The 19,527-nt window shown below is 48.6% G+C and carries 10 protein-coding genes, 20 tRNA genes, 3 rRNA genes and 2 pseudogenes; 4 read left to right on the top strand and 31 right to left on the bottom strand.

Features of this window, described 5'->3' with window-relative positions; all coding sequences use genetic code 11:
* Positions 1 to 220: 220 nt before the first annotated feature.
* The 4 genes from menB to BCOA_RS29635 are packed head-to-tail and all read right to left on the bottom strand — an operon-like array spanning position 221 to position 4,957.
* Positions 221 to 1,039, bottom strand: coding sequence for a 1,4-dihydroxy-2-naphthoyl-CoA synthase (gene menB, locus BCOA_RS29650; protein WP_014097638.1), 819 nt, complete (start codon positions 1,037 to 1,039; stop codon positions 221 to 223).
* Positions 1,040 to 1,078: 39 nt separating this feature from the next.
* Positions 1,079 to 1,882, bottom strand: coding sequence for a 2-succinyl-6-hydroxy-2,4-cyclohexadiene-1-carboxylate synthase (menH, locus tag BCOA_RS29645; protein WP_014097637.1), 804 nt, complete (start codon positions 1,880 to 1,882; stop codon positions 1,079 to 1,081).
* Positions 1,879 to 3,624 (bottom strand): 2-succinyl-5-enolpyruvyl-6-hydroxy-3-cyclohexene-1-carboxylic-acid synthase, encoded by a 1,746-nt coding sequence (menD, locus tag BCOA_RS29640; protein ID WP_014097636.1) that lies wholly within the window; start codon positions 3,622 to 3,624, stop codon positions 1,879 to 1,881. The genes menH and menD overlap by 4 nt, the downstream gene beginning before the upstream one ends.
* Before the next feature lies 1 nt (position 3,625).
* The gene (locus BCOA_RS29635) at positions 3,626 to 4,957 is read right to left on the bottom strand and encodes an isochorismate synthase (RefSeq protein ID WP_017551861.1); all 1,332 of its coding nucleotides are present in this window, start codon (positions 4,955 to 4,957) and stop codon (positions 3,626 to 3,628) included.
* 265 nt (positions 4,958 to 5,222) lie between these two features.
* On the opposite strand from BCOA_RS29635, the gene BCOA_RS29630 reads away from it, so the two are divergent.
* Positions 5,223 to 6,146 (top strand): 1,4-dihydroxy-2-naphthoate polyprenyltransferase, encoded by a 924-nt coding sequence (locus BCOA_RS29630; protein ID WP_014097634.1) that lies wholly within the window; start codon positions 5,223 to 5,225, stop codon positions 6,144 to 6,146.
* 164 nt (positions 6,147 to 6,310) lie between these two features.
* Here the strand turns inward: BCOA_RS29630 and BCOA_RS29625 are convergent.
* From BCOA_RS29625 to BCOA_RS35710, 25 genes and pseudogenes are all read right to left on the bottom strand, one after another.
* Positions 6,311 to 6,382 (bottom strand) — tRNA-Glu (locus BCOA_RS29625).
* Between the two features lie 5 nt (positions 6,383 to 6,387).
* A tRNA-Ser gene (locus BCOA_RS29620) sits at positions 6,388 to 6,479 on the bottom strand.
* Positions 6,480 to 6,482: 3 nt separating this feature from the next.
* Positions 6,483 to 6,557: transfer RNA gene (locus BCOA_RS29615), tRNA-Asn, on the bottom strand.
* Between the two features lie 5 nt (positions 6,558 to 6,562).
* Positions 6,563 to 6,636 (bottom strand) — tRNA-Ile (locus BCOA_RS29610).
* 4 nt (positions 6,637 to 6,640) lie between these two features.
* Positions 6,641 to 6,714 (bottom strand) — tRNA-Gly (locus tag BCOA_RS29605).
* Positions 6,715 to 6,721: 7 nt separating this feature from the next.
* Positions 6,722 to 6,794: transfer RNA gene (locus BCOA_RS29600), tRNA-His, on the bottom strand.
* Between the two features lie 23 nt (positions 6,795 to 6,817).
* Positions 6,818 to 6,893 (bottom strand) — tRNA-Phe (locus BCOA_RS29595).
* Positions 6,894 to 6,901: 8 nt separating this feature from the next.
* Positions 6,902 to 6,974 (bottom strand) — tRNA-Asp (locus BCOA_RS29590).
* 2 nt (positions 6,975 to 6,976) lie between these two features.
* Positions 6,977 to 7,050 (bottom strand) — tRNA-Met (locus tag BCOA_RS29585).
* Positions 7,051 to 7,067: 17 nt separating this feature from the next.
* Positions 7,068 to 7,160 (bottom strand) — tRNA-Ser (locus BCOA_RS29580).
* Positions 7,161 to 7,178: 18 nt separating this feature from the next.
* A tRNA-Ile gene (locus BCOA_RS29575) sits at positions 7,179 to 7,255 on the bottom strand.
* Between the two features lie 13 nt (positions 7,256 to 7,268).
* Positions 7,269 to 7,342 (bottom strand) — tRNA-Met (locus BCOA_RS29570).
* Between the two features lie 24 nt (positions 7,343 to 7,366).
* Positions 7,367 to 7,442: transfer RNA gene (locus BCOA_RS29565), tRNA-Ala, on the bottom strand.
* A 13-nt stretch (positions 7,443 to 7,455) separates the two neighbouring features.
* Positions 7,456 to 7,532: transfer RNA gene (locus tag BCOA_RS29560), tRNA-Pro, on the bottom strand.
* Positions 7,533 to 7,545: 13 nt separating this feature from the next.
* Positions 7,546 to 7,619, bottom strand: a tRNA-Arg gene (locus BCOA_RS29555).
* Positions 7,620 to 7,636: 17 nt separating this feature from the next.
* Positions 7,637 to 7,722, bottom strand: a tRNA-Leu gene (locus tag BCOA_RS29550).
* 9 nt (positions 7,723 to 7,731) lie between these two features.
* A tRNA-Gly gene (locus BCOA_RS29545) sits at positions 7,732 to 7,806 on the bottom strand.
* 15 nt (positions 7,807 to 7,821) lie between these two features.
* Positions 7,822 to 7,903 (bottom strand) — tRNA-Leu (locus BCOA_RS29540).
* A 7-nt stretch (positions 7,904 to 7,910) separates the two neighbouring features.
* Positions 7,911 to 7,986, bottom strand: a tRNA-Lys gene (locus BCOA_RS29535).
* 168 nt (positions 7,987 to 8,154) lie between these two features.
* Positions 8,155 to 8,227: transfer RNA gene (locus BCOA_RS29530), tRNA-Val, on the bottom strand.
* Positions 8,228 to 8,235: 8 nt separating this feature from the next.
* Positions 8,236 to 8,351, bottom strand: a 5S ribosomal RNA gene (rrf, locus tag BCOA_RS29525).
* 133 nt (positions 8,352 to 8,484) lie between these two features.
* Positions 8,485 to 11,417 (bottom strand): 23S ribosomal RNA (locus tag BCOA_RS29520).
* A 165-nt stretch (positions 11,418 to 11,582) separates the two neighbouring features.
* Positions 11,583 to 13,136, bottom strand: a 16S ribosomal RNA gene (locus BCOA_RS29515).
* The 16S, 23S and 5S rRNA genes sit together here with 20 tRNA genes alongside, the layout of an rRNA operon.
* A gap of 468 nt (positions 13,137 to 13,604) precedes the next feature.
* Positions 13,605 to 13,880, bottom strand: a pseudogene (locus tag BCOA_RS34785) (zinc ribbon domain-containing protein); the annotation flags it as partial.
* A pseudogene (locus tag BCOA_RS35710) lies at positions 13,880 to 14,478 on the bottom strand (IS1380 family transposase); the annotation flags it as partial. The pseudogenes BCOA_RS35710 and BCOA_RS34785, both read right to left, overlap by 1 nt.
* Positions 14,479 to 14,609: 131 nt before the next feature.
* Between BCOA_RS35710 and BCOA_RS29505 the strand changes: the two are divergent.
* Together BCOA_RS29505 and BCOA_RS29495 are read left to right on the top strand one after the other, a co-directional pair.
* Positions 14,610 to 14,816, top strand: coding sequence for a helix-turn-helix transcriptional regulator (locus tag BCOA_RS29505; RefSeq protein WP_014097633.1), 207 nt, complete (start codon positions 14,610 to 14,612; stop codon positions 14,814 to 14,816).
* An 895-nt stretch (positions 14,817 to 15,711) separates the two neighbouring features.
* A complete protein-coding gene (locus BCOA_RS29495; RefSeq protein WP_013860044.1) occupies positions 15,712 to 16,875 on the top strand; it encodes a glycosyltransferase in 1,164 nt (387 codons plus the stop codon).
* Between the two features lie 323 nt (positions 16,876 to 17,198).
* Here BCOA_RS29495 and BCOA_RS29490 read toward each other — a convergent pair whose 3' ends face one another.
* The gene (locus BCOA_RS29490) at positions 17,199 to 17,378 is read right to left on the bottom strand and encodes a hypothetical protein (RefSeq protein WP_013860045.1); all 180 of its coding nucleotides are present in this window, start codon (positions 17,376 to 17,378) and stop codon (positions 17,199 to 17,201) included.
* Between the two features lie 342 nt (positions 17,379 to 17,720).
* On the bottom strand, positions 17,721 to 18,626 hold the full coding sequence (locus BCOA_RS29485; protein WP_014097631.1) for a DMT family transporter: 906 nt from the start codon (positions 18,624 to 18,626) through the stop codon (positions 17,721 to 17,723).
* Positions 18,627 to 18,716: 90 nt separating this feature from the next.
* Here BCOA_RS29485 and BCOA_RS29480 point away from each other — a divergent pair, with 90 nt between their 5' ends.
* Positions 18,717 to 19,406 carry an MgtC/SapB family protein gene (locus BCOA_RS29480; protein ID WP_014097630.1) on the top strand — a complete coding sequence of 230 codons (690 nt, stop codon included), beginning with the start codon at positions 18,717 to 18,719 and terminating at the stop codon, positions 19,404 to 19,406.
* Positions 19,407 to 19,527: the final 121 nt, after the last annotated feature.

Raw genomic sequence — 19,527 nt, 5'->3', positions numbered from 1 at the left:
CTGTAAAAGACAATTTGCTCTTCGGCTTTCCCTAAATTGTCCTTTTGAACCTCTCTAAAGGACAATTTGCACTTTGTCATTAGTCAAAACGTCTTTTTGAACCACGCTAAGGAACATCTCAGCCACTTGCAGAATTGCCTTTTTGAATCATGGACCACATAGCAAAAATTTCCCCGTGAAAAAATTCAGGCTGCCTCAGTTGAGACAGCCCATTTTCCAATCACGGGAAACGCGGGAATTGACCGAAGTCCGGTTTGCGTTTTTCCTTGAATGCATCGCGGCCTTCTTTTGCTTCGTCCGTTGTGTAATACAAAAGGGTTGCATCGCCTGCAAATTGCTGGAGGCCGGCAAGCCCGTCCGTATCAGCATTAAACGCGGCTTTCAGGAAACGGATCGCCATTGGGCTTTTCTCAAGAATTTCCTCCGCCCATTTGATCGTTTCTTCTTCCAGTTTTTCATACGGCACGACTGCGTTGACAAGCCCCATTTCCAACGCTTCCTGCGCATTGTACTGGCGGCACAGATACCAGATTTCACGCGCTTTTTTATGACCGACGATCCTTGCAAGATAGCCTGCGCCATAACCGCCGTCGAAGCTGCCAACTTTTGGACCGGTCTGGCCGAAAATGGCATTGTCGGCCGCAATCGTCAAGTCACAAACCACTTGCAGCACATTCCCACCGCCGATCGCATAGCCTGCTACCATGGCGATAACCGGTTTCGGGATCACACGGATCAAATGCTGCAGATCAAGCACGTTCAGGCGCGGAATATTGTCGCTCCCAACATAACCGCCATTGCCGCGCACTTTTTGGTCACCGCCGGAACAAAATGCCTTTTCCCCCATACCGGTTAAAATAATGACCCCGATATTGGCGTCATCGCGCGCCCGGGAAAATGCATCATACATCTCGGTTACCGTTTCCGGCCGGAAAGCATTGCGCACATGGGGACGGTTAATCGTAATCTTGGCAATGCCGTTATAGGATTCGTATAAAATATCTTCATACTCATGCTCAGTTTTCCATTCAACTGCCATGATGATTCCTCCTTTTTATGTACATTTTACGACAATTTATCAACAATTTTTTAAAAATCCCTTTACCATTGTACCAAATTTTTTCGGATCTTCCACATGAATTGCATGGCCGGCATGCGAAAAAATGATTTTTTTGGCATGCGGGAGCCGCTCCTCCATCTCTCCAGCAATCCGGCAAAACTTGGCATCCCATTCGCCCGCTGCAAGTAAGACGGGGAAATGAAGTTCAGAAAGTCTTCCCCACCATGATGGCTGCGCGCCTGTCCCCATGCCGCGCAGGCTGTTCGCCAAACCAGCCGGGTCATTTTCAAGGCGCTGTTTGCGGATTTTCCCCCGCACTTCAGCCGGCAGCTGTTTTTGTGATGCAAACAGCGGGAGATTTTCCCAATGACTGACAAATGCTTCCATGCCTCCGGTCAAAATCCGTTCCGCTAGCTGTTCATCCCGCTCTCGTCGCGCCAGCCGTTCCGCTTCCGTTTTCAAACCGGGAGATGCGCTTTCCAGTACAAGTTTGTCCACCATTTGCGGATACTGGACGGCAAACGTAAGCGCCAGCCGCCCGCCCATCGAATAGCCGAGAATAGACGCCCGCCGGATGCCAAGCGCCAGAAGCACCGCACGCAAATCAGCAGCGGCTTTTGTAATGTCATAGCGGTCGGAATCATCCGGTTTTTCGGTTTTGCCGTGGCCGATGATATCCACCACAATACAGCGGAATTCGTCCCGCAACAGGGCAACCGTATCATCCCAGGTATTACCATTTCCGGTAAAACCGTGAAGCAGCAGCAACGGTTCTCCGTCGCCCGCCGTTTCTACATGATATTCCAAACCGTTGATTCTCATTGTTGCTCACCTTGAAAATAACGTTCCATTTCCCGGGAAACTTGTGACCAGATTTTCCGGTGGGTTTCGACATTTTTCGCCCGGTTTGTCCGCACTTCAATCACTTGCAGCCCGCCTTTATATTCGGAAAGCGCCGCCCGGAATTGATCCCAGTTTTGCGGCTGAATGTAGCTCCCGCCATACATTTTAACCGCATATTCAAACGCGAGGTCCGTCGGCGTGCCGAACAGCTGCTCAAATTTCTCCGGTTCATCCGCCTGGGGCAGGAAAGAAAAAATGCCCCCGCCATTATTATTGATCAAAATCACACAAAGATTGAGCTTGTGCATTTTCGTCATCAGCAGCCCGTTTAAATCATGGAAAAAGGACAAGTCGCCGATCAGCAAAAAGGCTTTGCCGCATCCCGCGCTCACGCCGGCTGCACTGGACACAACGCCGTCAATGCCGTTCGCGCCCCGGTTTGCCAGAATGCGGATCTTTTTATCTGTTGCCTGAAAAAATGTATCGACATCCCGGATCGGCATGCTGTTGCCGACAAAAAGGGTACTGCCGTCCGGCAAAGCAGCAGCAAGTTCGGTTACCGTTTTTCCTTCATCAAAGGTTTCTTCCGCCTCCAGCGAAGCCGTAACAATCTGCCGCGCCTGTTGATTCAATTTTTCCCACATGGTGAACCATTCCGAAACCGGGTTCATTACAATTATATTTGACAATTTTTTACAGAAATCAATTTCATCCGAATAAACAACCGTTGTCCCCCGCTTCACGGGATCGCGCCAGCCGTTTCCGCCGTCAACGATATAATGGGCAGCTGTTTTTACTTTTTTTAGCAAAAGGGTCAGCGGTTTGGAAACGGGCATGGCACCGAAGCGAATCACAACATCCGGTGCAAGGCGGTCGGCCCATTTCGGATCTTTTAGTAAGGAATCATAATTTTCAATGATCCTTTCTTTCCCGTGCCGGCCGCTTCGCAGTTGTGACAGCGGATCGGCCAGCACCGGGTAACCCGTTTTTTCGCTGAGCGCCACAACCGCCTCCGCAAAGCCGGGAATATCAATCGGCCCGCAAATGATCAGGCCGCGGTTCTTTTCCCGGATCTCTTTTGCCACGACTTCAACCGTTTCTTCTGAAAGTTGCAGGGTGCCGGAAAAATTTTCAATTGCCGGCACCGGTACTTCGCCGGCAAAAGGAGACGGCTTAAGAACCGGAACAAGCGGCTCGCGCAACGGAAAATTAAGATGCACGGGGCCCGCCGGCTGCTGTAGTGCCGTCACGACTGCCCTGGCCGCCGTCTGCCGGACAAATTGAAGCACTTCTTCTCCTGCTTCCGGAAGCGGCATCTCCTCAAACCATTTGACATGGGTGCCGTACAGCCGGATCTGGTCAATGGCCTGCGGGGCACCGACATTGCGCAGTTCATGCGGCCGGTCTGCCGTCAGCACAATAAGCGGCACGCGTGAAATATTGGCTTCCGCAACCGCCGGATAATAGTTGGCGGCAGCTGTGCCAGACGTACATAAAAGCACAACCGGTTTGCGTTTTTCTTTTGCAAGCCCGAGCGCAAAAAAAGCGGCTGACCGTTCATCAATATCCATGTAAATTTTAAAATCCGGATGTTCCGCTAACAACATCGCAATCGGCGTCGACCTTGACCCGGGGCTTACCACCGCATAGCGGATCCCCATCGCGGACAACTGCCGGATAAAAGCTGCCAAATAAGTTGTCATGATCTCCTGGTGTTCCACTCTATTTGCCTCCTAAAGCACGCAGCATTGGGGTAAATTTGACGCTTGTTTCTTTATATTCTTCTTCAGGTTCCGATTCCTTGACGACACCGCATCCGGCATAAAGGGATGCATGATCCTCCTTTAATAGTCCGGAGCGGATGCCGACGCAAAATTCGCCGCTTCCCCTGTAATCCACCCAGCCGATCGGCGCACCGTATAAACCGCGGTCCATTTTTTCAAGAAGCCGGATTGCTTCCATGGCCGGCTGCCGCGGAATACCGCCAAGTGCTGGCGTCGGATGGAGCGCTTTGACCAATTGAAAAAGGGTGGTGTCCTTGTCCTTCACTGTCCCGGTAACCGGGGTGTAAAGATGCTGGATATCGCGCATCCGCATCAACACAGGCGCATCCGGCACATTCAGCCCGTTGCAAAAAGGTTCAAGCACCTGCCGAATCATGGATACGACAAAACCATGCTCGCTTAAATTTTTCTGATCCGAAAGCAGCGCTTTTCCAAGTTCCAAATCCTCCGCCTCATTGCGGCCGCGTTTGATCGAACCGGCAAGACACGTCGATAAAATATGCCGGCCCGTTTTTTTCACCAGCCTTTCCGGCGAAGCCCCGATAAAACTTTCACTGCCTTCTTCCAGCACAAATAAATAGCTGTCATGCTGCTGGGCGGAAAGCGCCGCAAGCACCGCATCCGGGCTCGCCACACCGTCAAAAGCAAGTTCCAGTTTTCTTGCCAGGACAACTTTGTCCATTCTCCCTTCCCGGATAAACTCCACGGCTGTTGCGACACTTTTTTTCCATTCGTCCGAACCGATTTCCTTTACAGCTTTTAAAAGCGGAAGTGCAGGGAAAGCTGTACTGCCGTTTAAAAGGCTTCGCGCGGTTTCCTCCGCTTCCTGCACGCTCTCTGTTCCGCCGCATCCGTTTACCGTAAGAAAGACGGCATCTTTTTTAAACGTGAAAAGAATTTGCGGCACGCGGAAAATGCCTTGGCCAAATGTTTTCCATTCCTGCTTTGCAACCGTCCCGTCAAACGCAAAACCGCCGAAAAGCACAGGCCCTGTTCCCGTTTCACCGGTATCCGAATAAACTTCGCCCGCCCCCTTCAAATTTCGCCATTCGTCTTCCATTTGGGCAAAACCGTCAGAGGCTGTGACCGTACAGGACCATACGCGGCCAAAACCGACAAATACGGTTTCGCGATCGGCATCCTGCCAGAAAAACCGGCTGCCGTAAAAACGCGCGGCACCCGCTGTAAAAAGGCGGAGCGGATCCGGTGCAGTGCGGCATTTTATGACTTTGCTTACCAGTTTTAATGCCGGCGCCGTTTTTTCTTTCATTAATATATCCTCATTAGCCAAAAGATCTCCTCCAAACCTCTCTTGCTTTTTGCCGGGCCATCTATCACAGTTTTCATATGAAAACTTAACATTTTTATGAACATACCTCATCTATTATATAAAATTTGCCGGTTAAATTCAGCAAAACGGCTTAAAATAAGATTGCCAACCAAATACATTGACACATGGGCCTGATTTCCCTAAACTTTAAATGTACTAATTTCGCCATATTTATATAAGAATAGCATAAAAGGAGAGTAAGAAGATGAATGCGCAATCTTCTCCATCAATCGGCCCTGACAAAGGCTGGCGGATCTGGTGGCAATTAACACGGCCCCATACTTTAACGGCCGGTTTTGTGCCTGTCATTCTCGGGACAGTACTAGCTTTGGGCATTGCCCGCATCAATCTGCTGCTGTTTGCTGCAATGCTGGTTGCAACCCTGTTAATTCAGGCAGCAACCAATATGTTTAATGAATATTACGATTACAAACGCGGCCTTGATACCGAGCATTCCGTCGGGATCGGCGGGGCAATCGTCAGAAACGGCATCAAACCGAAAACGGTGCTCCACCTCGCCTTTGCTTTTTTCGGCGCAGCCATGCTGATCGGCGTTTACATTTGCTCGCAAAGTTCCTGGTGGATCGCTGTAATCGGCACTGTCTGCATGCTTGTTGCTTATCTTTACACTGCAGGGCCTTTTCCAATTTCATCGACGCCGCTTGGCGAACTGATTTCCGGCTTTTTTATGGGTGTAATTATTATATTAATATCGTTTTTTATCCAGACAAAAACGATCACATGGCCGATTGTATTTATTTCGATTCCGATTATGATTTTAATCGGTGCCATTATGCTGTCGAATAATATCCGCGATCTGGACGGCGATAAAGCAAATGGCAGAAAAACAATCGCCATTCTGCTCGGCCGGAAAGGAGCCATCCTGCTTCTGGCCGCAATGTTTGCCCTTTCCTATCTCTGGATGGCCGGGCTCGTTTTGTTCGGTGTTGTAACCCCGTGGGTATTGCTCGTTTTTGTCAGCACACCGAAACCGGTCCGGGCCATTAAAGGCTTTATTGGAAAAAGTGAACCGTTGCAAATGCTGCCTGCCATGAAAGCAACCGCACAGACAAACACCATTTTCGGGGTGCTTTTATCCATCAGCTTTTTGATCGATCATTTTATTTAAAAACAAACGGCGGAGTGTTGCACTCCGCCGTTTGTTTTTGCGTTTTTTCTATCATACTTTAACGGACCCGTAGCCTGGGTGAAGTCCTGAAGAGGTTTGCAGAAGTGAAAAAACGCGCAAAAAAAGCTGCTCCGGAAGTTTCCGGAACAGCTTCGTGACCAGTATGACCCGTACGGGATTCGAACCCGTGTTACCGCCGTGAAAGGGCGGTGTCTTAACCGCTTGACCAACGGGCCGGAAATGGCGGAGAAGGAGGGATTTGAACCCTCGCGCCGCTAATCGCGACCTACACCCTTAGCAGGGGCGCCTCTTCAGCCACTTGAGTACTTCTCCATATGGCTCCGCAGGTAGGATTCGAACCTACGACCGATCGGTTAACAGCCGATTGCTCTACCACTGAGCTACTGCGGAATATATGGGCCTAAATGGACTTGAACCATCGACCTCACGCTTATCAGGCGTGCGCTCTAACCAGCTGAGCTATAGGCCCAAAGTGGAGCGGGTGATGGGAATCGAACCCACGACAACAGCTTGGAAGGCTGTGGTTTTACCACTAAACTACACCCGCAGCAAAGGGCGGATGATGGGAATCGAACCCATGAATGCCGGAGCCACAATCCGGTGCGTTAACCACTTCGCCACAACCGCCATATATTTTTCATTGAAACCAATGGTGGCTCGGGACGGAATCGAACCGCCGACACAAGGATTTTCAGTCCTTTGCTCTACCGACTGAGCTACCGAGCCAAAACAAGCGGTCCCGACGGGAATCGAACCCGCGATCTCCTGCGTGACAGGCAGGCGTGATAACCGCTACACCACGGGACCAATTGCGGGGGCAGGATTTGAACCTGCGACCTTCGGGTTATGAGCCCGACGAGCTACCAGACTGCTCCACCCCGCGATGATAAAATAATGAAATGGCGGAGGAAGAGGGATTCGAACCCCCGCGCGGTGTAACCCGCCTGTCGGTTTTCAAGACCGATCCCTTCAGCCAGACTTGGGTATTCCTCCGTATGAAAAAATAAAAAATGGTGGACCTTGTAGGACTCGAACCTACGACCGGACGGTTATGAGCCGTCTGCTCTAACCAGCTGAGCTAAAGGTCCGATATACAAAATATAGCGGCGGAGGGGATCGAACCCCCGACCTCACGGGTATGAACCGTACGCTCTAGCCAGCTGAGCTACGCCGCCGTTATTTGACTCTGTTTGGTGGATTGGTGGAGCCTAGCGGGATCGAACCGCTGACCTCCTGCGTGCAAAGCAGGCGCTCTCCCAGCTGAGCTAAGGCCCCGTTATGATCTTCATGGTCGGGAAGACAGGATTTGAACCTGCGACCCCATGGTCCCTAACCATGTGCTCTGCCAAGCTGAGCTACTTCCCGAAAAAGGAATAAGCGCGCCCAAGAGGAGTCGAACCCCTAACCTTTTGATCCGTAGTCAAACGCTCTATCCAATTGAGCTATGGGCGCATTTGTCATGGTACTGATGCCGAGGACCGGAGTCGAACCGGTACGGTAGTCACCTACCGCAGGATTTTAAGTCCTGTGCGTCTGCCAATTCCGCCACCCCGGCGGGATAAAATGGAGCGGAAGACGGGATTCGAACCCGCGACCCCCACCTTGGCAAGGTGATGTTCTACCACTGAACTACTTCCGCATATCATGTAAACAGTGCGGGTGAAGGGAGTCGAACCCCCACGCCTTACGGCGCCAGATCCTAAGTCTGGTGCGTCTGCCAATTCCGCCACACCCGCGGATAAATGGTGAGCCATGCAGGATTCGAACCTGCGACCCTCTGATTAAAAGTCAGATGCTCTACCAACTGAGCTAATGGCTCATATTCCGATAACGACATTACTTGTCACAAAGAGAATTATACTATATTGGGTTAAATATGTACATATCTATTTTTAAGATTCCCGGGAAGTATGGTGCCGGTCACAAGCCAGTATCCCCAACCTTCCGATGGAAAGCCGGTTGCACCTGAATCGGAACGGCATAAAAATGGAGGATGACGGGATCGAACCGCCGACCCTCTGCTTGTAAGGCAGACGCTCTCCCAGCTGAGCTAATCCTCCGTATTATGGCCCGGCAACGTCCTACTCTCGCAGGGGGAGACCCCCAACTACCATCGGCGCTGGAAAGCTTAACTTCCGAGTTCGGGATGTGTTCGGGTGTGACCTTTCCGCCATTATCACCGGACCTGTATAATTTTGGGATGTGTTCCCTGAAAACCGGATAGGAGAAAAAACTGTAAACGGAGAATAGCTTTGGTTTCTAACTTTGAGAATTGTCCAGCTCCAGCGCCTTTGGCAAGGCACCTCCGCTTTTCTGTTTGGTTAAGTCCTCGATCGATTAGTATCCGTCAGCTCCACGCGTCGCCGCGCTTCCACCCCGGACCTATCAACCTGATCATCTTTCAGGGATCTTACCAGTATAAACTGTGGGAAATCTCATCTTGAGGGGGGCTTCATGCTTAGATGCTTTCAGCACTTATCCCTTCCGCACATAGCTACCCAGCGATGCCTTTGGCAAGACAACTGGTACACCAGCGGTGCGTCCATCCCGGTCCTCTCGTACTAAGGACAGCTCCTCTCAAATTTCCTGCGCCCGCGACGGATAGGGACCGAACTGTCTCACGACGTTCTGAACCCAGCTCGCGTACCGCTTTAATGGGCGAACAGCCCAACCCTTGGGACCGACTACAGCCCCAGGATGCGATGAGCCGACATCGAGGTGCCAAACCTCCCCGTCGATGTGGACTCTTGGGGGAGATCAGCCTGTTATCCCCAGGGTAGCTTTTATCCGTTGAGCGATGGCCCTTCCATGCGGAACCACCGGATCACTAAGCCCGACTTTCGTCCCTGCCCGACTTGTAAGTCTCGCAGTCAAGCTCCCTTATGCCTTTACACTCTGCGAATGATTTCCAACCATTCTGAGGGAACCTTTGGGCGCCTCCGTTACCTTTTAGGAGGCGACCGCCCCAGTCAAACTGCCTGCCTGACACTGTCTCCCACCCCGGTAAGGGGTGCGGGTTAGAATTTCAATACAGCCAGGGTAGTATCCCACCGATGCCTCCGCCGAAGCTGGCGCTCCGGTTTCCAAGGCTCCTACCTATCCTGTACAAGCTGTACCAAAATTCAATATCAGGCTGCAGTAAAGCTCCATGGGGTCTTTCCGTCCTGTCGCGGGTAACCTGCATCTTCACAGGTACTATAATTTCACCGAGTCTCTCGTTGAGACAGTGCCCAGATCGTTACACCTTTCGTGCGGGTCAGAACTTACCTGACAAGGAATTTCGCTACCTTAGGACCGTTATAGTTACGGCCGCCGTTTACTGGGGCTTCAGTTCAGAGCTTCGCCTTACGGCTAACCCCTCTCCTTAACCTTCCAGCACCGGGCAGGTGTCAGCCCCTATACTTCGCCTTGCGGCTTCGCAGAGACCTGTGTTTTTGCTAAACAGTCGCCTGGGCCTATTCACTGCGGCTTCCCGGGGCATACACCCCAAAAAGCACCCCTTCTCCCGAAGTTACGGGGTCATTTTGCCGAGTTCCTTAACGAGAGTTCTCTCGCTCACCTTAGGATTCTCTCCTCGCCTACCTGTGTCGGTTTGCGGTACGGGCGCCTTTCACCTCACTAGAGGCTTTTCTTGGCAGTGTGGAATCAGGAACTTCGGTACTAAAATTTCCCTCGCCATCACAGCTCCGCCTTGGTGCGAAGGATTTGCCTCCGCACCGGCCTAACTGCTTGGACGCGATCAACCAGTGTCGCGCTTACCCTATCCTCCTGCGTCCCCCCATCGTTCAAACGGTGAAGAGGCGGTACAGGAATATCAACCTGTTGTCCATCGCCTACGCCTTTCGGCCTCGGCTTAGGCCCCGACTAACCCTGAGCGGACGAGCCTTCCTCAGGAAACCTTAGGCATTCGGTGGAAGGGATTCTCACCCTTCTTTCGCTACTCATACCGGCATTCTCACTTCTAAGCGCTCCACCGGTCCTTCCGGTCCGGCTTCAACGCCCTTAGAACGCTCTCCTACCACGGACACCAAACGGTGTCCATCCGCAGCTTCGGTGATACGTTTAGCCCCGGTACATTTTCGGCGCAGCGTCACTCGACCAGTGAGCTATTACGCACTCTTTAAATGATGGCTGCTTCTAAGCCAACATCCTGGTTGTCTAAGCAACGCCACATCCTTTTCCACTTAACGTATACTTTGGGACCTTAGCTGGCGGTCCGGGCTGTTTCCCTTTCGACCATGGATCTTATCACTCACAGTCTGACTCCCAAGCATAAGTTTTTGGCATTCGGAGTTTGTCTGAATTCGGTAACCCGATGAGGGCCCCTCGTCCAAACAGTGCTCTACCTCCAAAACTCTCCGCTTGAGGCTAGCCCTAAAGCTATTTCGGAGAGAACCAGCTATCTCCAAGTTCGATTGGAATTTCTCCGCTACCCACACCTCATCCCCGCACTTTTCAACGTGCGTGGGTTCGGGCCTCCAGCAAGTGTTACCTTGCCTTCACCCTGGACATGGGTAGATCACCTGGTTTCGGGTCTGCGGCCTCATACTCTTTCGCCCTGTTCAGACTCGCTTTCGCTGCGGCTCCGCTTCTTCAGCTTAACCTTGCATGAGACCGTAACTCGCCGGTTCATTCTACAAAAGGCACGCCATCACCCGTTAACGGGCTCTGACTACTTGTAGGCACACGGTTTCAGGATCTCTTTCACTCCCCTCCCGGGGTGCTTTTCACCTTTCCCTCACGGTACTGGTTCACTATCGGTCACTAGGGAGTATTTAGCCTTGGGAGATGGTCCTCCCGGATTCCGGCGGGATTCCTCGTGTCCCGCCGTACTCAGGATCCACTCGGGAGAGAACGAAGTTTCAGTTACAGGGCTTTTACCTTCTCCGGCAGGCCTTTCCAGGCCGCTTCACTTACCCCGTTCTTTTGTAACTCCCATATGAGTGTCCTACAACCCCGGAAGGCAAGCCTTCCGGTTTGGGCTGTTTCCTGTTCGCTCGCCGCTACTTGGGAAATCGCAATTGCTTTCTCTTCCTCCGGGTACTGAGATGTTTCAGTTCCCCGGGTGTGCCCTTCCTGCCCTATGAATTCAGGCAGGAATCCTGTCCGATTAAAGACAGGGGGTTTCCCCATTCGGAAATCTCCGGATCAAAGCTTACGTACAGCTCCCCGGAGCATATCGGTGTTTGTACCGTCCTTCATCGGCTCCTAGTGCCAAGGCATTCACCGTGCGCCCTTTCTAACTTAACCATAAAAAGGTTTAAATCCAAAAATAAGCGATTCTCGGTTTACTTGGTTTGTTTCTCCTATCCGGTTTTCAAAGAACACATGTTGAAGGATTGAACCTTCAAAACTGAACAAAACGGAAACGTCAAACTTGATTTTGGAAAACGAAGTTTTCCTTTTATTCCTTAGAAAGGAGGTGATCCAGCCGCACCTTCCGATACGGCTACCTTGTTACGACTTCACCCCAATCATCTGTCCCACCTTCGGCGGCTGGCTCCGTAAAGGTTACCTCACCGACTTCGGGTGTTACAAACTCTCGTGGTGTGACGGGCGGTGTGTACAAGGCCCGGGAACGTATTCACCGCGGCATGCTGATCCGCGATTACTAGCGATTCCGGCTTCATGCAGGCGGGTTGCAGCCTGCAATCCGAACTGGGAATGGTTTTCTGGGATTGGCTTAACCTCGCGGTCTCGCAGCCCTTTGTACCATCCATTGTAGCACGTGTGTAGCCCAGGTCATAAGGGGCATGATGATTTGACGTCATCCCCACCTTCCTCCGGTTTGTCACCGGCAGTCACCTTAGAGTGCCCAACTGAATGCTGGCAACTAAGGTCAAGGGTTGCGCTCGTTGCGGGACTTAACCCAACATCTCACGACACGAGCTGACGACAACCATGCACCACCTGTCACTCTGTCCCCCGAAGGGGAAGGCCCTGTCTCCAGGGAGGTCAGAGGATGTCAAGACCTGGTAAGGTTCTTCGCGTTGCTTCGAATTAAACCACATGCTCCACCGCTTGTGCGGGCCCCCGTCAATTCCTTTGAGTTTCAGCCTTGCGGCCGTACTCCCCAGGCGGAGTGCTTAATGCGTTAGCTGCAGCACTAAAGGGCGGAAACCCTCTAACACTTAGCACTCATCGTTTACGGCGTGGACTACCAGGGTATCTAATCCTGTTTGCTCCCCACGCTTTCGCGCCTCAGCGTCAGTTACAGACCAGAGAGCCGCCTTCGCCACTGGTGTTCCTCCACATCTCTACGCATTTCACCGCTACACGTGGAATTCCACTCTCCTCTTCTGCACTCAAGCCTCCCAGTTTCCAATGACCGCTTGCGGTTGAGCCGCAAGATTTCACATCAGACTTAAGAAGCCGCCTGCGCGCGCTTTACGCCCAATAATTCCGGACAACGCTTGCCACCTACGTATTACCGCGGCTGCTGGCACGTAGTTAGCCGTGGCTTTCTGGCCGGGTACCGTCAAGGCGCCGCCCTGTTCGAACGGCACTTGTTCTTCCCCGGCAACAGAGTTTTACGACCCGAAGGCCTTCTTCACTCACGCGGCGTTGCTCCGTCAGACTTTCGTCCATTGCGGAAGATTCCCTACTGCTGCCTCCCGTAGGAGTTTGGGCCGTGTCTCAGTCCCAATGTGGCCGATCACCCTCTCAGGTCGGCTACGCATCGTTGCCTTGGTGAGCCGTTACCCCACCAACAAGCTAATGCGCCGCGGGCCCATCTGTAAGTGACAGCCGAAGCCGTCTTTCCTTTTTCCTCCATGCGGAGGAAAAAACTATCCGGTATTAGCCCCGGTTTCCCGGCGTTATCCCGATCTTACAGGCAGGTTACCCACGTGTTACTCACCCGTCCGCCGCTAACCTTTTAAAAGCAAGCTTTTAAAAGGTCCGCACGACTTGCATGTATTAGGCACGCCGCCAGCGTTCGTCCTGAGCCAGGATCAAACTCTCAGTAAAGATGTTTGATAAAAGCTCAAAAAGAATTTGACGTTTCGTTTTGTCCAGTTTTCAAGGAACAATCTGTGTCGCATCTTTATGACTGCGACTTTTCTATTATATCAAATGCCGGATAGCTTGTCAACGTTATGTTGCTTGTTCGCTATCGGACGAGTATTAATATATCATGTCGTGAGCATTTGTGCAATAGTTTTTTTGAAATTCGTTGGTAAATTTGAAACCGGCCACCTCCAGTTCCTTCTACAAAATAAGACAGGACAAACATACATTGCGGCTTTATTGCGAAAACCGGACGGACAAAAAATAATAAGATTCAGCCTATTTTTTGAGATTCCCATGACTAAAGCCGCAATCCCTACATTTTATGATGTGACGAGTGGAATGCTTAAAATGGCTAAGCGTTCGCAGTCCATTTCTGTTTGACACCCTTCAACTCATTACCCTTCCTATGACAGCGCGTATAGCATCTTAGGCTGATTGGCTATTACCACCAACTACAGGCGCATATCGAATATTCATTGCACCAACTAAATCTCTGTGTTTCCGGAGTTGCATTTGCAATCATATTTACGGTCATTTGCCTTATTTCTCTCGGAACAATTCGAGAGCAGGTTTAACTTATATAGACAGGATTAACATGTTCAGCCTTAATCCAACTCATTTTGCTTTATATTCACTGAATTGAGACAGACGATAAAATGACCATGTGTGCAAACTTTTCTCGTTTTTACGGCTTGTTCTTGCGTTGAAATCTTATCCATCGAGAATCCATATTTTGACGGTTTGATGTCGTTTTCCACGCAAGCCCTCTGGTATAGAAGTTCCCAGTCCATCCTTGTGACAATTGCTTCAAATTTCCAGAGAGGATCACAACTTGAAGCTGATTTTTCTCATACTTTGGCATTACGAATGGCCAAAACCTTCTTGGGGGCTTCTTCCAGAAATTCACCTGATCATATACAGCCTTTCCGTCCAACACGGTCAATTCGTCGTCAACATAGCGGATTCACGATGAATCATCGTTTTTAGGTTTTGAAGTCCACCTCCGTTTACGGTATAACCAATCCTACAGTTTTCCCACTAACTGTAGAAATCATCTCCCCAACCCCTTTGTCAAAAAGAGCATAACGAATGGTAATAGGGAGAAAGCAACTGATAGGTCTCTTCTGCAAAACCGAGTACCCCTTGAGATTAAACAAAGACGTGACTTCCCTTCAAACACAAGAAGAGGATAATAACTTTTTCTCCCCGGATTGTTGGGATTAACCGATCTCTGCTTTCCCCTAGCCTCCATAGACGGTTTTCACATTGAATCAAACTCCAGAATGAGCTCCTGGTTCAATCAGATCCATACAGTGCACACACCCTTTAAAATAACAGTTGCATATTTTATTTAAAAATGTATAATGTATTTGACAGTAAAGGAGACTTTACGTTAAGTATGCTTTACCTTTTGAAAGGAGATGCCTACGTTTGAAAAATAACCTACCTGAAATACGGTCTGAATTTGGGTATTCTCAAGAAAAGTTGGCCAAAGAACTAAACGTGTCGAGACAAACCATTATTTCCATTGAAAAAGGTAAATATAACCCTTCCCTGCCATTGGCATTAAAAATTGCTAAGATTTTTAATATGAAAGTGGAGGATATTTTTACACTTAATGAAAAGGAGGAGTTATAAATGTCTAATCGAAAAATGTTACTTATATGTAGTTTCTTTTTTCTCATCGTCACGATAGGACTCTTAATCTTGTCTTTCAAAACAAAATATGGCTTAAATTTTAACGCTTTATTAACGTTGTCGCTTTCTGTTCTCTCATTTAATGTGTGGTATGTATATCCTCATATAAATAAACACGATGAGAGAGCAAAATTCATTAAAAGAAAAACCATAAACTACACTTACTTTTTCATCCTTCTCTATTTGATAGTATTTTTTATATTAAGCCAATTCACACTAAAAGTACAGATAAGCAACTTAATTATTTTGTTAATCAGTTTCATCATTATTACATTGTCATTTACCATGACTATTGTTGCTAAGAAAAACTGAAACCGGATGCCGGTTTCAGTTTTAATGTTTTTTAATACCAAGAGCCTTGCCTACAGGACCAACCAATAGTACCACCGGATGCTCCAGCTGCTAGGTATATACAGGCTGCACATCCAGTTCCTGCTGTCCCCACGCATGCTGCACTACAAAGAACAGAAATAACTGTAATCGTCGACCAAGCAATCCTTTACTAGCTAAGCATTTATGGAGATATTTCGTCCGCAGCCATGCCGCTATTGCAAGAGGTTTTGACGTTTATTTTGGCGGATACTTTAAAAAGGGTTATTTGCTCCTCCTATGCTTGGCAGCCGGAAAACAAATAATCCTCCCAATATAATGCCTATTTTTACTGAATGTTTCTTCCTATTTCAGATTTCTTATAAAATATGCGGTGTTTTTACTTATTTCAAAGTAAACCGCACGACCTCTCGGAAATATAGGTTTATGGTACGGAAAAAAGTGGTATATAAGTTGAGATATATATAGATAAAAACTATGGATCCATCTAGGAGAGTGATTGTTCATGAAACCTATTGCCACACCGTTTCCACCTGTTTCGATGGGAGACATCCATGTATATGATGATATTATCCAGTATTTTAATTTCAAACAAGTAAAACAAGCGTTGCCGCACCGGCCGAAGTCGATTACCTTTGTCACAACCGGGATTATTCCTTATGACGGCGGACAGACGACGATGCTGCATTTAGGTACGGAACTCAGCAAACTTGGTTTCCAGGTTTACTATTTAAGTTATTTTTCCCAACCGCGGAAAGCGATGGAGATAAACGCTGAGTTTAATTACGCCGGGTATCAGGGTACCTGTCTTGATGTGAGCGCATTGAAGACCCATCAGTCAGATATTTGGATAGGGACACTCTGGGAATCGGTTTATGTTTTTAAAGACAAACCCGGATACAAGATGTATTTTGTTCAGGATTATGAACCTTATTTTTACCCATTTGGCGATCGGTATTATCTTGCGAAGAAGACCTATGAATTAGGATTACATATGGTTTCGCTCGGACCTTGGTGTGCCGAGATGATTGAAAAAGAATGCCGGGTGCAAAGTCCGCTTGATGTGATCCGTTTTCCGGTTGACATGGAACAATATCCCTTCCACCCGAGAAACTTCCTGGATTATAAGAAAAAAAAGGAATTCAGAATTGCAGTCTATACAAAATGGGACAGTCCACGAAGAGCACCAATCACTATTCAGATCGTTCTCAATAATTTTCTTAAGCTTTGCCAAAAACACGGATATCAGCTGGATATTGTCTATTTCGGTACCGATCAATCCGCGCAATTTATCAACGGTAAGAATCTTGGCCAGCTGACGAAAAAAGAATTGCACGAGCTGTATCTCAAATCGGATTTTGGCATTGCACCATCGATGACCAATTTTTCTCTTGTGCCCTATGAAATGATGAGCAGCGGTTTGCCGGTTATCGATTTCTATGAAGGTACGGGCCGAAGCTTCATGCCAGAGAATTGTGCTTTATTTTGTCATCTTGATGAGCAAAGTCTTTTCCAAACCTTCCAAAATGCGATCAGCCATCCAGGGCATATCGCGGAAACGGTTAAGAACGCACAGGCACATTTAAACACCGTTACTTGGAAGGAAACGATCAAAGATTTTATCAATGTAATAAACACTATTCAATCCAAAAACAGGATTGTTTCTTGACAAAAGTTTTATATCTTTTTCCAGGGGCTCTTTTTTGATGGGGAAAACTTCTATTGAGGAGGATGAATCCTTCTTACGATGATCCCGATCCCACCTCCTTTTCCCCGCAATCCCCCCTGACCCTCAATTGATTTCGCATTCGTTTACATTGCTGTGGTGAATTTACAGATTTCCCCGTAGCGAAAAAAAGAGAGGCCTCTTAAAATTGCGCTGATCATCCAGTCACGGATGCCAGGAGATATAGCATTTTGGCAAAGGCTCTTAAGATAGCATCATGACCACCCATATAGGATCAACGTTTGTTAATCGTAACGAATTCAGGTTTACCAATAACGGCCTTTTTCTTTTCCTGTGCGAAAAATCCACACACCCCAGGCAAGGACTACTAACAAATTGTATGCCTTAATCCAGCGGGGAGCAGGGCCAACGATCATGTTGGCAATGAAACCTGCCACACTCAAAATTAAAAGGATTGCTAAAAAAATTTGATTTTTCTTGTTCATTCTCAATCCTCCCTTTTCCAAAGAAAGTTGAAATCCCCGATTATGCTTGGCATCTGCCACGCGGATTTTTTTTTTCTTTATGACTGATCCCTTTCCCCCCTTGCATTTGCCAGCCATCCATTGGCCTTAATCGTCTACCGGTCAAATCCAGGGGGGCACAAGTCATCCCCAAAACAGCCGTTAGTTGCTGCAAGTGTATCGGTTGTAGGCCAAGTACCCGGCACGGTATAATATTTTTATATACGAAACTTTCTTGTGGTTTATTTTCTTCCTTTTATCATGGGGTGCATATTAAAGCGATTCAACGCTCACAAGTGCAGCGAAGTCTTAAACGTTCCGAGGCTAACGGGCCGGTTCGCTTTTTTCGTTCAGCCTGACAGCGCGGCGGTGTTCGGCATGATCCTGGGCCAAAAAATAGGCAATGCTCAGCAAAATAATGATCCCGCCAACTGCCTGGAACCAGGAAATTTTTTCTCCAAAAAGCAAATAGGCCAAAATGGCTGCGCCTACCGGTTCGAATAAGATCGCGACAGAAACAACCGATGCACTGATCCATTTGACAACCCAGCTAAAAACAGAGTGCCCGGCAAGTGTTGGCAAAACGGCCAGGAGGAGAAAACAGATCCAGTTGCGGGCGGAATACGGGTAAAAAGCTTCTCCGGCAAAAAGCACATAGAAAAACAGTACAACTGTTGACGCGAGGTAGACGATAAATGTGTATGAAACCACATCCGACCTTTGCCGTACGTACTGGCCAATCATCATATAAGCTGTAACAAAAAGGCAGGAGATGAGCGCCAAAACATCGCCGTAGAGTGCTTTTCCGCTGATAAAAAAATCGCCCCAGCTGATCAGGATGCTCCCGAAAATGGAAAATGCAGCACAAACAATCGCCTTAAGAGAGAGCGATTCCCGAAAAATAAAATAGCTGCCGGCAAATGTAAAAACCGGTTGCAATGTTACAAGGACAGTCGAGCTGGCAACCGATGTCAAATTCAGCGATTTAAACCATAAAATAAAATGGAAAGCGAGCAATGCCCCGGAAAGGATGGAAAAGAACACATCTTTTTTTAGCATGCGCATTTTCGCTTTCTTTCTGGCAGCCAGAAAGATTGGCATCATGATGATGGTGGTAAAGAATAACCGATAAAAAGCAATCACACCGGCATCCGCCGTACTGTACTTCACCAAAATGGCGGAGGATGTGACAGCCAGTACGCCCGCAATTAAAGCAATATAAGGATTCAAATTGCGAATTCTCCTTTTTTTGATTATTTACTTTTATTTTATAGCGCAAAGGCAACATTGAACAGTGTTTTTTATAAGGGGGGAAGCCGGATGGTTTTTGGAGATTTGGAAATTTTATATAAGCTTGGGATTACGGCCGTGCTGGGGCTGATTATCGGGCTGGAAAGGGAATTAAAGCGGAAGCCGCTCGGACTGAAAACCAGCCTTGTCATTTCAATTATCAGTTGCATCCTCACCATTGTTTCCATTCAGTCTGCCTATCTTTTCAACCATGCCCATAGTGTGCAGATTACAATGGACCCGCTCCGGCTTGCCGCACAAATCGTTTCCGGAATTGGTTTTCTCGGGGCAGGGGTGATTTTAAAAAAAGACAATGACACCATTACAGGCCTGACCACCGCCGCCATGATTTGGGGAGCGAGCGGAATCGGGATTGCTGTCGGGGCCGGTTTTTATATGGAGGCGATTGCCGGCGTTGTGCTCATCATCATTAGCGTTGAAATTATCCCTTATTTAATGGGCAAAGCAGCACAATCAAAATTGCGTAATAAAGACCTGATTATAAAAGTGATCGTCTGCAACAGGGATGCCATACCCTCCGTCCTCGATGCGATTGAGAAGCAGCATATTACTATTGAAAATATCCGGATCAAAGATTTAAAAGATCAAACCCATTTAGTCGATTTAAAGGCGCGGGCGAGCTACAAACATACGACTGTGGATGTATACCGCCATATTTCCGGCATGGATGAAGTTGCGGCTGCAGAAGTAGAGAGCTGAATAAAGCTTTTTACTGAGCGAAAACCGCTTGCTTCTTCCGATCAGGCTCAGGTTTCGGATATTCAGCAGCAGCCGCATTTTCTCCATCTTTGCTCGCACCCGCCGGCAAGTAAGGACTTCG

Origin of the sequence: Heyndrickxia coagulans 36D1 (assembly GCF_000169195.2) — a bacterium.
Taxonomy (GTDB): Bacteria; Bacillota; Bacilli; order Bacillales; family Bacillaceae_C; genus Weizmannia; species Weizmannia faecalis.
Note: the sequence above shows the minus strand (reverse complement) of the source record. Positions and strands in the feature narration are given on the sequence as shown.